This window comes from Flavobacterium sp. (assembly GCF_028689845.1).
GTDB lineage: Bacteria > Bacteroidota > Bacteroidia > Flavobacteriales > Flavobacteriaceae > Flavobacterium.
In genome coordinates this window covers 104,887-118,332 of record NZ_JAQVCH010000003.1, presented here as the reverse complement: position 1 = coordinate 118,332, position 13,446 = coordinate 104,887, and the positions used below count along the sequence as shown (strand labels likewise).

13 protein-coding genes are annotated in these 13,446 nt (G+C 33.9%); 8 read left to right on the top strand and 5 right to left on the bottom strand.

The genetic code is table 11. The features are described 5' to 3' along the window. Positions 1 to 27: 27 nt before the first annotated feature. The 5 genes from PHR76_RS02450 to xrtF form a co-directional block, all read right to left on the bottom strand. Entirely contained in the window at positions 28 to 414 is a 387-nt protein-coding gene (locus PHR76_RS02450; protein ID WP_300058135.1) for a hypothetical protein, read from the bottom strand. Between the two features lie 85 nt (positions 415 to 499). Beyond that, positions 500 to 1,855 (bottom strand): MBL fold metallo-hydrolase, encoded by a 1,356-nt coding sequence (locus tag PHR76_RS02445; RefSeq protein ID WP_300058132.1) that lies wholly within the window; start codon positions 1,853 to 1,855, stop codon positions 500 to 502. Then, positions 1,852 to 2,694 carry a restriction endonuclease gene (locus tag PHR76_RS02440; protein WP_300058129.1) on the bottom strand — a complete coding sequence of 281 codons (843 nt, stop codon included), beginning with the start codon at positions 2,692 to 2,694 and terminating at the stop codon, positions 1,852 to 1,854. Before PHR76_RS02440 ends, PHR76_RS02445 begins: the two co-directional genes overlap by 4 nt. A 38-nt stretch (positions 2,695 to 2,732) precedes the next feature. Beyond that, the gene (locus PHR76_RS02435; protein WP_300058126.1) at positions 2,733 to 3,176 is read right to left on the bottom strand and encodes an exosortase F system-associated protein; all 444 of its coding nucleotides are present in this window, start codon (positions 3,174 to 3,176) and stop codon (positions 2,733 to 2,735) included. Continuing rightward, a complete protein-coding gene (gene xrtF, locus PHR76_RS02430) occupies positions 3,151 to 3,708 on the bottom strand; it encodes an exosortase family protein XrtF (protein WP_300058123.1) in 558 nt (185 codons plus the stop codon). Before xrtF ends, PHR76_RS02435 begins: the two co-directional genes overlap by 26 nt. Before the next feature lie 72 nt (positions 3,709 to 3,780). Here xrtF and PHR76_RS02425 point away from each other — a divergent pair, with 72 nt between their 5' ends. The 8 genes from PHR76_RS02425 (at position 3,781) to PHR76_RS02390 (ending at position 13,314) form a co-directional block, all read left to right on the top strand. Then, the gene (locus PHR76_RS02425; RefSeq protein WP_300058120.1) at positions 3,781 to 4,236 is read left to right on the top strand and encodes a GAF domain-containing protein; all 456 of its coding nucleotides are present in this window, start codon (positions 3,781 to 3,783) and stop codon (positions 4,234 to 4,236) included. Positions 4,237 to 4,427: 191 nt separating this feature from the next. Next, positions 4,428 to 5,993, top strand: a complete 1,566-nt coding sequence (locus tag PHR76_RS02420) for a protein adenylyltransferase SelO (RefSeq protein WP_300058117.1) — start codon at positions 4,428 to 4,430, stop codon at positions 5,991 to 5,993. Positions 5,994 to 6,052: 59 nt separating this feature from the next. Further along, complete coding sequence (msrB, locus tag PHR76_RS02415) at positions 6,053 to 6,496, top strand: peptide-methionine (R)-S-oxide reductase MsrB (RefSeq protein WP_300058114.1); 444 nt, start codon at positions 6,053 to 6,055, stop codon at positions 6,494 to 6,496. Next, positions 6,496 to 6,945, top strand: a complete 450-nt coding sequence (locus tag PHR76_RS02410) for a TlpA disulfide reductase family protein (RefSeq protein WP_300058111.1) — start codon at positions 6,496 to 6,498, stop codon at positions 6,943 to 6,945. Before msrB ends, PHR76_RS02410 begins: the two co-directional genes overlap by 1 nt. Positions 6,946 to 7,157: 212 nt before the next feature. After that, positions 7,158 to 7,427 carry a 30S ribosomal protein S15 gene (rpsO, locus tag PHR76_RS02405; RefSeq protein ID WP_187659741.1) on the top strand — a complete coding sequence of 90 codons (270 nt, stop codon included), beginning with the start codon at positions 7,158 to 7,160 and terminating at the stop codon, positions 7,425 to 7,427. A gap of 233 nt (positions 7,428 to 7,660) precedes the next feature. Then, positions 7,661 to 9,817, top strand: a complete 2,157-nt coding sequence (locus PHR76_RS02400; protein ID WP_300058108.1) for a polyribonucleotide nucleotidyltransferase — start codon at positions 7,661 to 7,663, stop codon at positions 9,815 to 9,817. Positions 9,818 to 9,958: 141 nt separating this feature from the next. Continuing rightward, positions 9,959 to 12,376, top strand: coding sequence for a TonB-dependent receptor (locus tag PHR76_RS02395; RefSeq protein WP_300058106.1), 2,418 nt, complete (start codon positions 9,959 to 9,961; stop codon positions 12,374 to 12,376). A 74-nt stretch (positions 12,377 to 12,450) separates the two neighbouring features. Next, a complete protein-coding gene (locus tag PHR76_RS02390) occupies positions 12,451 to 13,314 on the top strand; it encodes a sigma-70 family RNA polymerase sigma factor (RefSeq protein WP_300058103.1) in 864 nt (287 codons plus the stop codon). Positions 13,315 to 13,446: the final 132 nt, after the last annotated feature.

The following is a 13,446-nucleotide window of genomic DNA, read 5'->3' as shown; positions in this document are numbered from 1 at the left end:
GATAGTGACAATTAGGTTTAATTATAATCAGGCGTAAAAAACGTATTGGGAATACAATTGATAAAGTGGCGGAGCATGGGCCTCACAGTAATAACGAATCGCAACTGTTTTGATTTCTTCTGAAAAAGTTTTAAAAACGGGCAATTCATAAAGAGGTAACAAACCCGTAGCTTGAAAATCAAAAGCTACTACTTTGAGAATACTGTCATCAAAATCCGCTTGAAAAAACTGGTCAGAACAGCAACTCGAATGGTCATCTGCAACTAAAGCACAGCATGTTTTTTCTTCATGTGGCTTTTCCATTTCACAAGGTTCTTCCATCTTAAATACAGAAGAAATAGAAGCAATTTCACCTTCACAATAATGCACATTAAAGGCAAACCCACTGGTTGAAACCAAGAGGTAGAATGCCATTAGAATACTGGTGCACTTTTTAAAATTCATAAGGCAAAGATATTTTATTTAAATCAATACTACTACTATTTTTTTGTTAATAGAACTAAATTTCAACGATTTGACCTAAAAACGGCACCGTGACGTCAAACTGGTAAGTTTCAGCAATTTTTAATCGGAGTTCGTCTGCCGCTATATTTTCAGCATGGATTAAAAATACTTTTTTAGGTTTTTCTTCTAAATCAGCTAGCCAATTTAATAAATCTTTTTGGTCGCCATGAGCAGAAAGCCCTTCTAATTCTAGAATTTTTGCTTTAACAGGATAGTATTTTCCATAAATTTTAATTTCTTCTGCTCCATCTATCATTTTTCTACCGCGAGTTCCCTCTGCCTGATATCCGACTACAATTAAGGTCGTTTCTGGTTTTTCTATATACCGCTCCATATAACTTAAAATTCTTCCGCCAGTCATCATACCACTAGCTGCAATCACTACTTTAGGTTTTGGATTAAAAATGGTGTCAATTGTTTCTTTATAATCTGAAATAAGTGTAAAAATTCGACACATTTCTTCGCATTCTTTTGGCGTTAATTTATGCCAAGCCGTACTGTTTTGAAAAACCTCCAACACATTTATTCCCATTGGGGTATCTATAATTAATGGAATGTCTGGAAGTTTGTTTTCTTTTTTTAATTGCCATAACAAAAACATTAAGGTTTGTACTCGTTCTACGGCAAAACTAGGAATTAAAACAGTTCCGTTGTTTTCAACCGTATTGCGAATAAAACTTTCTAACAATAATTTGGTGTCTTCGGCGGGATGAATTCTGTTTCCATAAGTGCTTTCCATAAAAACATAATCCGCTTTTTTAGGTTTCACTGGCGGATATAACAACACATCATCATCCTGACCAATATCGCCTGAAAAAATTAAAATTTTATCCTCCACATGAAGTTCAATTGAACAAGCTCCGATGATATGGCTAGCATAAAAGAAGCTAAAAAAGATATCATCGGTCAGTTTAACTTCTAACTCTTTATCAACGACTCTAAATAATGGCGTAACGCGTTCTGCCTCATCAACAGTATATAGCGGCTCTGCTGGATTGTGTTTAGAATAGTTTTCTTTATTGGCTCTTTCTGCTTCTTCTTCTTGAATTTTGGCACTATCTAACAAAATTAATCTGGCGATTTGCTTGGTGGGACTTGTGCAGAAAATTTTTCCATGAAAACCTTCTTTTACTAATTTTGGCAACCAACCACAGTGGTCTAAATGACCGTGTGTCAATAATACATAATCAATAGAAGAGGGCAAAACGGATAAGGGTTCCCAATTTAATTCGCGTAACTGTTTTAATCCTTGATATAAACCACAATCTACTAAAATTCTAGTTTCGTTATGTTCGACAAGAAATTTAGAACCTGTTACGGTACTTGCTGCACCTAAAAAATGAATTTTCATGTTGTTATTTTTAATAGATCACACAATTGATTTGCTTCTTTCAAAACGTTTTTTATTCGGCTTGGACTCAACTCTATTTTACGAAGACAATCTTTATCCATAATTAAATCACGTGCGGTTAGAATATCTTGTGCCAGTAATTTGTCTTTTTCAGCAAGCGTTAGGGTCGTTAAAGCTGTAACGGGATAAATATGATAGTTGTCGATTTTGTCTTTCAAACCCTCTCCCGGCGGATAATTCCAACTTAACAATTCTAAATTTGAACACGTTGCAAATTGAATAGCGTCTGTTGTAAACCGGTTATTAGTCACAATCCAACACTTAGCCAATGTCGCTTCTTGGTTAAAAAAAGTGTACTGTTGCTGATTCAAATCATTAAACCGAGACAAGATATACATCGGCACTTTTACATCCGTTTTAGCGTCTTGACTCCCGTGAAACTTACATTCCACCATACTGACTACCTTATCTTTTTTAACAATGACATCAATTTCGTGCGAAACGCATTTTCCTTCTAAGGTTTGATTGGTTAAGGTTTCATAGCCTTCTCTTTCAAAAAGGCGAGCCATGAATTTTTCAAAATAGAATCCCGCAGGACCGAGAGCCATAATTGCGGATCGCAAATTATACTTGGCCGCATGCACATTAGAAACTTTTTTAAGTAACTGAAAGGCTAATTTGTATATTTTTTTGGTAGGAATCCCTTCATACAATTCCTTTTCAATGGTTGAAATAACCCGTGAAACAGCCTCAAAACTAGCCCCAGATTTCAACAAGGATTTTCTGAGCTTATCTTTTTCAAAAGTCACTATTTCACCTGAGAATTTCGTCACTTTCATACCACAAACTTTAAGAGTTAAAGGTAGTAAAAAAAAGCTTATTCAGACTTCTTTTGGAAGTAAATTGCTGGTATTAAAAGAATAAGGAATAAGGGTTGAATTATAAATCTTCTGATATAAAACAAAAGAAAATTATTTGATTCGCTAAAATACGAAACAAGAACAAAGAAGAAAAGCATTAAAATAATAAACAAAAATCCATATAAAATGCTTGCAAATTTTGTGATCGTAAGGTCTTTAAACAAAAAGTAAATTATCAAAAGTGAAAAAAACGTATTTAACACAAACCGAAAAGTCATGCTGAAAAATAATTTAAACGAATCAAATTCAGGAAAAGGCAAATTCAGATAATCATTTTTAAAATAAGCTAAAAAAGGATCATAAAACCATTGGGTTTCATAGCCGCGAATGGCCACTAAGGCAACCAAACTTAGTAAAATAAAAAAAATAGCTGCTTTATTTTGAAGTAGTTTTTGTAGCATAAGAAGAAAATTTATTAACCCAAATTACCCACAAAAGAAAAACAACACCATAGATAAACAACGGAAAAAGCACGCCGTGAATCAAGTGCTCTTGTTCCGGATAAAAATACAATGCAATTGAAATTAAAGCTATCCGAAGAATATTTAAGCTATAAATAAAAACAATTCCAAAAAGCAAATAAAGCAAGGTATGTTTCCATGTTCCTTTAAAAGCAACAACAAAAGCAACAAACAAAATCAGCACGCTAATGGCATTACAACCTTCTACTACACGAGCGACATATTTTCCTTCTACAAAAAACTTAACGGAGTTTTGTTCAGCGTTTTCGGCGATTTCCGAATTATATCCAAAAAATTGAACCAATTGCTGTGCTTGTTTTGCAACGACTTTTGTAACCGAATCCACTTCAAATGCCGTTGCGTCAAAACGACTTAAATAAGCGTGATACAGTACCGTTAACAAAATATAACTCAAAAAGAACTTGAGCAGAAAAAACAAAAACGGTTTATATTGATGATAATATTTTTCCAAACTACTAATTTTTAACAAAAATATAGAATTTTGAGTTGTGGTGTTCGTTTAACTTTGTAAAAAAAATAAACCATGACTTTTGAAGAATTAAAACCAGAAGTAATTCAGTTGTTACAAGAAAAGACAAGCTCTCGCGAAGAGAAATTAAAAAACGTCTGTCAATTTTTATCCGATTCTGTTTCCTACTATAATTGGGTTGGGTTTTATTTTGCTAATCACGAAGCAAAAACGCTACATCTTGGCCCGTATGTGGGTGCCGAAACAGACCATACCGTAATTCCGTTTGGGAAAGGAATTTGTGGCCAAGTAGCCGAATCAAATGCCAATTTTGTGGTGCCTGATGTGTCTGCTCAAGACAATTATATTGCTTGTAGTTTTACGGTTAAATCAGAAATTGTAGTTCCGCTATTTGTAAACGGTCAAAACATTGGTCAAATTGACATTGATTCACACGTAATTGACCCTTTTACCGAAGCTGACGAGCGTTTTTTAGAGTTTGTGAATGAAGAAGTAGCAAAGTTGTTTTAGGATATAAAAGACTGAAAAACAATGAAATTTGTTAATTTTATTATGTATATGTTGCTTTAATTTCAATTTTTACTTCATAAAATAACCTTTGAGATTATCAATCGTTAATGTTATATTATTTATAAATTCTACGTTAGCCGATTCCTGTTTTGTATTTTTGATAAAAATCGAATTCGATAAGGAATCTACCTATGAAATTAAACCTAAACAATACATTTACGAACGAATTACCAGCAGATTCAATCGAATCAAACCAGATAAGACAAGTGCTTGAAGCTGCTTTTTCCTATGTAAATCCTATAAAACCTAAAAACCCAAGTTTAATCCATGTTTCCATTGAAGTTGCAGAAAGTCTAGGAATTTCAAAAGAAGAAACAAAATCAGAAGAGTTTTTGAATGTTTTTTCAGGAAATACAATTCTAGAAAACACCAAACCTTATGCCATGGCTTATGCCGGACATCAATTTGGAAATTGGGCTGGACAATTAGGTGACGGAAGAGCAATCACTTTATTTGAAGCAACCTATAACAATATCAACACCATGTTTCAATTAAAAGGTGCTGGAAAAACGCCTTATTCTCGTCGTGGTGATGGTTTAGCCGTTTTGCGTTCTTCCATTCGGGAACACTTATGTAGTGAAGCGATGTTTAATCTGGGTGTTCCAACAACTCGTTCATTAGCTTTATTTTTGAGTGGTGATGAAGTTTTGAGGGATGTTTTATACAACGGAAATGCCGATTACGAAAAAGGAGCCATTGTTTGTAGAACAGCTCCAAGTTTTATTCGATTTGGAAATTTTGAATTATTTACTTCACGTGAAGACACTAAAAATCTTCAATTATTAGCCGATTATACCATCAAACAGTATTATCCTGAAATTAAAACTGTTGGAAAAAATAAATATTTGGAATTCTTTGAAACTGTTGCAGATAAAACTCGAGAAATGATTGTGCATTGGCAACGTGTTGGTTTTGTGCATGGTGTAATGAATACAGATAATATGTCTATTCACGGAATCACGATTGATTATGGGCCTTATGGTTGGTTGGAAGATTACAATCCAAATTGGACACCAAATACAACTGATAATGAACACAAACGTTATCGTTTTGGCAATCAACCACAAGTAGCACAATGGAATTTATTGCAACTAGCGAATGCATTATTTCCGTTAATTGAAGAAGTAAAACCATTAGAAAAAATTTTGAATGACTTTCCAATAAAATTTGAAGAAGACTATATTGAAATGATGCTCAATAAGTTAGGATTTGAAATTTCAAATGAAGCATCTAAAAATAGCATACTGCTTTTAACTGAAAATCTGCAACTTACAGAAACAGATATGACTATTTTCTTTCGGAATTTGAGTCAAGTTTCCAAAGAAGATTCTGTCGAAAATGCTTTTGAGAAAGTTAAATATTCATTTTATAAAGCAGAAGAAGTCAAAGATTCAGTTTATGACGCTTGGATGTATTGGTTCACATTGTATATCAATCAATTAAAATCTGAAAATCAATCTGATTCAGATAGAAAAAAGGCTATGAATTTAGTTAACCCAAAATACGTTTTACGAAATTACATGGCACAATTAGCTATTGATGATGCGGATAAAGGTGATTATAGTTTGTTAAACGAATTATATGAAATGCTTTTAAAACCATATGATGAACAAGAAAATTACCAAAAATGGTTTGCCAAAAGACCCGATTGGGCAAGACATAAAGTAGGTTGTTCGGCATTGTCGTGTAGTTCATAAAACAATTGTCAAGTAACTTTTTAAACATCTAAATAATTTTAAACTAATAATCTAAACTCATGATAAACTGGAACACCATTATACAAATCGCAAAAAACGGAAATCCAAAACCTGATAAAAAAGTAGTAAAAACAGAAGCTGAATGGAAAGAAATCTTAACAGACGAACAATATAGAGTCACCCGTTTAAAAGGAACAGAAAGGCCACACAGTTCTGAACTATGTTCGCTTTTTGAGCCAGGAATTTACGGTTGCGTTTGTTGTGATTCCTTATTATTTGATGCCAATGAAAAATTTGAAAGTGGCACAGGCTGGCCCTCATTCACACAACCCATTAAAGAAAATGCAGTTGGATATATAAAAGACGTTTCTTTTGGAATGATACGAATTGAAGCCATTTGCAATACGTGTGAAGCACATTTAGGTCATGTTTTTGATGATGGACCAGAACCAAGTGGTTTGCGTTATTGCATGAATGCTGTTTCTTTAAAAAAAATCAACTAATGGAAATCGGCCAAATTGTTCCAGATTGGAAATTAGAATCCATTTTTGGAGATACAGTTCCAACTCTAGCTTCTTTTCAAGGCAAGCCTTTGCTCCTATTGTTTTTTTCTTTAGGTTGTCCAGGTTGCAAAGGGAGAGCAATTCCTTATGCTAATAAATTAATTGTAGAAGATACCAATATAGCGATTATTGGGATTCACTCTAATTTTCAAGGTGGCGAACACACTCTTTCCGATTTTGAAAATGCTAAAGAAGAATTTTATATTCGATTTCCGTTTTATAAAGATTGTCATGACACGGATACATTCAAATTATTTCAAGCTGGTGGAGCACCTCATTGGATTTTAATTGATAAAAACGGAAAATTAGATTATTCGATTTTTGGCTCAGACCCCAATAATGCTTTGCTTCGATTAGACTTAAAAATACAAGAAGTAGTAAATTTCTAAACAGAAATTTTTTTTCAAAAACACAAAATAACATTTAAAGAACGCTGTAATTTAAGCCCCGTTGCTGAAATAGACATTCTGACATTGACAATTGTATAAATCCCAAAAATAATTCACAATTCATAACTCATAATTCATAATTATTTATACCTTTGCAACCGAATTGGGAAAACCCCTTTTCATACATAAAAATCATTAAAAATAATATTGGAATGTATTTAACTAAAGAAACAAAAGCGGAAATCTTCGCTAAACACGGAGGAAAAGCTGAAAACACAGGTTCTGCAGAAGGGCAAATCGCTTTATTTACCTTCAGAATTTCTCACTTAACAGAGCACTTGAAAAAAAATCGTCATGATTATAATACAGAGCGTTCGTTAGTGCTTTTAGTAGGTAAAAGAAGAAGTCTTTTAGATTACTTAAAGAAAAAAGAAATCAACAGATATCGTGAGATTATCAAAGAATTGGGTATTAGAAAATAATAATCAATATAAAAAGGAGGTGCGTAAGTGCCTCCTTTTTAATTTAAAGATTGAAGAATTTAAAGATTAAAAAAAGTGAAGAATTCACAACTATCCTAGTTCGATTTTTCAATATTTTAATTTTTAAAAGAATTTAAAAAAGTTTGGTTTTTCATTGGAACACAACAACTACAACAACACAACTATTCTGTCGACAGGCAGGCAAACCAATGTAAAATTAAAAAGGAAAATTTATGATTCCACAATTATTTGTAGAAAGCATCGATTTAGGTGATGGCAGAAACATCACAATCGAGACAGGTCGTTTAGCCAAACAAGCAGACGGATCTGTAGTAGTAAGAATAGGAAAAACTGTTATCTTAGGCACAGTTGTTTCGTCAAGAAAAGCAAGTCCAGGTATCGATTTTTTGCCGTTAACGGTAGATTATCGTGAAAAATTTGCTGCAGCAGGTCGTTTCCCTGGTGGTTTCTTTAAAAGAGAAGCCCGTCCAAGTGATAGCGAAGTATTAACCATGCGTTTAGTTGACCGTGTTTTACGTCCACTTTTCCCATCAGATTATCACGCAGAAGTTCAAGTGATGATTCAATTAATGAGTCATGATGACGATGTTATGCCAGATGCATTAGCAGGTTTAGCCGCTTCGGCAGCACTTGCATTATCTGACATTCCTTTTGAAACGTTAATTTCTGAAGCTAGAGTGGGAAGAATTGATGGAAAATTCATCATCAATCCATCGCAAGCTCAATTAGAATTATCTGATATTGACATGATGATTGGTGCTTCAACAGATTCTATCGCTATGGTAGAAGGTGAAATGAAAGAAATTTCAGAAGCAGAAATGTTAGAAGCAATTAAATTTGCTCACGAACATATTAAAAATCAAATTGCTGCTCAAGAAAGATTACAAGCTGCTTTTGGTAAAAAAGAAGTTCGTACTTATGAAACTGAAAAAACAGATGAAGCTATTCACGCAAAAGTGAAAGCGGCAGCTTATGATAAAATTTACGCAATAGCCTCTAAAGGTTCGGCTAAACACGAACGTTCAGCAGCATTTGACGAAGTTAAAGAAGAAGTTAAAGCATTATTTACAGAAGAAGAATTGGCAGAAAATGGCGATTTAGTTTCTAAATATTTCTATAAAGTTAATAAAGAAGCGGTTCGTAATGTCACTTTAGATTTAGGAACTCGTTTAGACGGAAGAAAAACTACAGAAATCAGACCTATTTGGTGTGAAGTAGATTATTTACCCTCTGTTCACGGTTCTGCCTTATTTACACGTGGAGAAACGCAAGCCTTGGCAACAGCAACTTTAGGAACTTCTAGAGAAGCAAACCAAATTGATTCACCTTCACAACAAGGAGAAGAAAAATTCTATTTACACTATAATTTCCCGCCATTTTCAACTGGCGAAGCTCGTCCGTTAAGAGGAACTTCAAGAAGAGAAGTTGGTCATGGAAACTTAGCTCAAAGAGCTTTAAAAAACATGATTCCTGCAGATTGTCCTTATACCATTCGTGTGGTTTCTGAAGTATTAGAATCAAATGGTTCTTCTTCAATGGCAACCGTTTGTGCTGGAACATTATCATTAATGGATGCTGGAGTTCAAATGATTCGCCCAGTTTCTGGAATTGCGATGGGATTAATTACGGACGGAGATCGTTTTGCAGTTTTATCTGATATTTTAGGTGATGAAGATCATTTAGGAGATATGGATTTCAAAGTAACTGGAACTTCAGAAGGAATTACAGCCTGTCAAATGGACATCAAAATCGACGGATTAAAATACGAAATCATGGAGCAAGCATTAGCTCAAGCTCGTGATGGTCGTTTACATATCTTAGGGAAATTAACCGAAACCTTAGCACATCCAAGAGCTGAAGTAAAAGAACATTCTCCAAAAATTATTACCAGAAGAATTCCAAATGCATTTATTGGAGCCTTAATCGGACCGGGTGGAAAAGTAATTCAAGAATTACAAAAAGCTACCGGTTGTACGATTGTTATCAATGAAGACCCAATTACGGAAGAAGGAATTGTTGAAATTTTAGGAACTAATCCAGACGGAATTGCGGCTGTTTTAGCTAAAATTGATTCTATCATCTTTAAACCAACAATGGGCGAAGCGTATGAAGTAAAAGTAATCAAAATGTTAGATTTTGGTGCCGTTGTAGAATATACAGAAGCTCCAGGAAACGAAGTTTTATTACACGTATCTGAATTAGCTTGGGAAAGAACTGAAAACGTTACTGATGTGGTAAACATGGGTGATGTATTCCAAGTGAAATACTTAGGTATTGACCCTAAAACCAGAAAAGAAAAAGTATCTAGAAAAGCACTTATCGCAAGACCTCCAAGAGAAGAAAACAAAATTACGCCTAAAAAGGACTAATTTTAACTCTCCTCAACTATACAACCCGATTCAACTATTGAATCGGGTTTTTTTATGATTTTTTTTGTAATTCATGTATTACAATTCATTGGAATGTTAACATTTATTTTATATTTGCAGTAGTCGAATTTAAAAATACATATGAGGTTTTCAATTTCAACTCTTTTAATCATTGTTTGTTACTTTTTTTTAACAACTGCATTCGGACAGGATTTGACTGTTTCGGGCAGATTAGTTGATGAAAAAAAGAATGGAATTGAAATGTCAGAAGTAATTCTCTTAAAGAATAAAAAAATTGTTGCTTCTACCTTAACTGATGAAAACGGCAACTTCACGTTAAGTTATCCTGCGGGTACTTTTTCTCTTCGCTTTTATTTTGTGGGAGCAATCATTTATCAAACCGATTTTGAATTAAAACATAATTTAGACCTCGGCACAATTTCTTCTTTTGACAATGCAAACCAATTGGAAGAAGTAGAGCTTTCCTCTCGCAAAAAAATCATTGAAAACAAAGTAGACCGCACGGTTTTTAATGTCGAGAATAGTGTTCGTGCTTCTGGTAGTGATGCGTTAGAATTGCTAAAAAGCACGCCAGGGGTTGCTGTTTCTTCTAACGCAATTGGAATTGTAGGTAAAAGTTCCGTTAGCGTTATGATTAATGATCGCGTCATTAATATGACCGGTGACGAACTCAATAGTTATTTAGGAAGCATTAGTTCAGACAATATTAAAAGCATCGAAGTAATTACTACGCCTCCAGCAAAATATGATGCTCAAGGAAATAGTGGCCTAATCAACATCAAATTAAAAAAAGCTCAAGAAGATTCTTGGTCTAGTAGCATTCGCAGTAACTATATTCAAACAACCTATCCTTCCTTAGTTTCTGCTATAGATTTTCTGTATAACAAAAACAAATGGAGCCTATTTATTGATTTAGCAAAACGAGAAGGCAGCGACAAAATAGTAGAAAACACTGATACCTATTATGAAGAACAAACCTGGAACGGAAATACAAAAAGGAAGGATTATGTTGATTTGTATCGAGGAATTTTTGGTGTGGATTTTAAAGTAACGAAGAATGCTACAATTGGCGGAAAATATATAGCTTTAACAGATAAACCCGACATTAAAGACAGCAATACGTCTAAAGTTTATGATAAAACTTCTGGTAATTTGGTGTCTATTTATGAAACAACAGGGTATAATGATTCTAAAAATTCACATCATACTTTTAATGGTTATTATTCTCAAAAACTTGATAGTTTAGGAAGGCAATTCACGGTTGATTTAGATTATTTCACTTTTGAGGATGATAAAATCAGAAACTTTACTACACAAAATTTTGATGTAGCAAACAATCCATTATCTCCAGCCATAATTGGCTTGAATGCTGGTTTACAAAACATTCAAAATTATAGCGGAAAAATTGATTTTGAAATCCCTACCAAATGGGCTAATTATGGCTTTGGCGGAAAATTAAGCTGGGTTAAAAATAGTAGTGACATTTATTATTATGATAATTCAAGCGGAGTAGCAATACTTGACATCAGACAAACGAGTGATTTTGATTATACCGAAAACACGCAAGCAGCTTATGCAAATTTCTCAAAAACACTTAGCTCAAAATGGCAAACCCAAATTGGACTTCGTTATGAAAACACCCAAGTAATTGGCATCACAACTTCTCCAGATGTAACACAAAATCAAGAGAATAAGTTTGACTATGACAAATTATTTCCTTCTGCTTATTTATTATACAGCCACAACGAGGACAATAGTTTTTCTATTAATTATAGCAAACGAATTGACCGTCCGATTTTTTGGGATTTAAACCCTTTTAGGTGGTATTTGAGTTCTTTTATTACCGTAGAAGGTAACCCGTATTTACAGCCCTCTTTTACAGATAATTTTGAACTAAATTATACTTTCAAACAAAATTTATCTTTTAAATTGTATTATTCTACCATTACAAATGGAAATCTACAGATTCCTTTTATTGATTTAACGGCCAATCCGCAAACTATCGAATACCAAAGAGGCAACTATTATGACCGTCAGCAATACGGCTTAACCTTGTCCTATCAATACAATAAATTTGAATGGTGGGAAAGTGCCAACACCTTAAACGGCAATTATAACGACACTACTTTTACTAAAGAATTACCTACAGAAGTACAAAATGGATTTCAATTTGCCTTTTACACCTATAATACGTTTAGGTTAAACAAAGCAAAATCATTCCTTTTTGAAGCTAATTTTGAATACCATAGTCCCCGAAAAGAGTTATACTTTGAAGCAACTCATTATTCAAAATTTGATGCTGGTTTACGTTATTCACTTAAAGACAAAGGTTGGAGTTTTGTCGTATTAGGGACTGATATTTTTAAAGATTACATGGCTTATTTTACGACAGTAGTTAATAACACGCCACAGCGACGATCTTTATATATGGATGAACAAATGCTTCGTGTTGGTGTAACTTATCAATTTGGAAATAAAAAATTGGCGAGTAACCAACGGGAGTCCGGTAACGAAGAAGTACAAGGACGTTTAAAATAATTATTGCTTTTATTGTAACTTTCTAATTCGGTTTCACGTATAACTACCTGAACCCATTATTTAGAAAGAAATAAATGAGACAACTTAAGATTACCAAGCAGGTTACGAATCGTGAAACTGCCTCCCTTGACAAGTATTTACAAGAAATTGGAAAAGTTGATTTAATTACAGCCGATGAAGAGGTTGAATTAGCTCAACGTATCAAAGCTGGTGACCAACTAGCTCTTGAAAAATTAACGAAAGCGAATTTACGTTTCGTGGTTTCTGTTGCAAAGCAATATCAAAATCAAGGATTAACCTTACCCGATTTAATTAACGAAGGAAATTTAGGTTTGATTAAAGCCGCACAACGTTTTGATGAAACTCGAGGTTTTAAATTTATTTCTTACGCCGTTTGGTGGATTCGTCAATCGATTTTACAAGCTTTGGCAGAACAATCGCGTATTGTTCGGTTACCGTTGAATAAAATTGGCTCGATTAACAAAATCAACAAAATGTATGCCTTGTTAGAGCAATCAAACGAGCGTCCGCCAAGTGCTGAAGAAATTGCCAAAGAATTAGACATGACCGTGAATGACGTGAAAGAATCGATGAAAAACTCTGGTCGTCATTTATCAATGGATGCTCCGCTTGTGGAAGGTGAAGATTCTAATTTATACGACGTTTTACGTTCTGGCGAATCGCCAAACCCAGACAGAGAATTAATTCATGAATCTTTACGCACCGAAATTGAGCGTTCACTAGAAACATTAACACCAAGAGAAGCCGATGTAGTTCGTTTATACTTCGGACTAGGCGATCAACATCCAATGACTTTAGAAGAAATTGGTGAAACATTTGATTTAACTCGAGAACGTGTTCGTCAAATTAAAGAAAAAGCCATCCGAAGATTAAAACATACTTCTAGAAGTAAGATTTTAAAAACGTATTTGGGATAATCTATTTTGTTTCAAGTTTGAGGTTGTTTACGCAACTTTAAACCTGAAACTTTTTACAGTAAACAACAGTTTCATAACTGTTCGTTTTTTGATTGATGATTGAAACCTCGGCTGATTACCGAGGTTTTACTT

Coding starts and splice junctions, on each gene's coding strand:
- PHR76_RS02450 (WP_300058135.1), bottom strand. CDS start 414: ATGGCATTCTACCTCTTGGTTTCAACCAGTGGGTTTGCCTTTAATGTG.
- PHR76_RS02445 (WP_300058132.1), bottom strand. CDS start 1,855: ATGAAAATTCATTTTTTAGGTGCAGCAAGTACCGTAACAGGTTCTAAA.
- PHR76_RS02440 (WP_300058129.1), bottom strand. CDS start 2,694: ATGAAAGTGACGAAATTCTCAGGTGAAATAGTGACTTTTGAAAAAGAT.
- PHR76_RS02435 (WP_300058126.1), bottom strand. CDS start 3,176: ATGCTACAAAAACTACTTCAAAATAAAGCAGCTATTTTTTTTATTTTA.
- PHR76_RS02425 (WP_300058120.1), top strand. CDS start 3,781: ATGACTTTTGAAGAATTAAAACCAGAAGTAATTCAGTTGTTACAAGAA.
- PHR76_RS02420 (WP_300058117.1), top strand. CDS start 4,428: ATGAAATTAAACCTAAACAATACATTTACGAACGAATTACCAGCAGAT.
- msrB (WP_300058114.1), top strand. CDS start 6,053: ATGATAAACTGGAACACCATTATACAAATCGCAAAAAACGGAAATCCA.
- PHR76_RS02410 (WP_300058111.1), top strand. CDS start 6,496: ATGGAAATCGGCCAAATTGTTCCAGATTGGAAATTAGAATCCATTTTT.
- rpsO (WP_187659741.1), top strand. CDS start 7,158: ATGTATTTAACTAAAGAAACAAAAGCGGAAATCTTCGCTAAACACGGA.
- PHR76_RS02400 (WP_300058108.1), top strand. CDS start 7,661: ATGATTCCACAATTATTTGTAGAAAGCATCGATTTAGGTGATGGCAGA.
- PHR76_RS02395 (WP_300058106.1), top strand. CDS start 9,959: ATGAGGTTTTCAATTTCAACTCTTTTAATCATTGTTTGTTACTTTTTT.
- PHR76_RS02390 (WP_300058103.1), top strand. CDS start 12,451: ATGAGACAACTTAAGATTACCAAGCAGGTTACGAATCGTGAAACTGCC.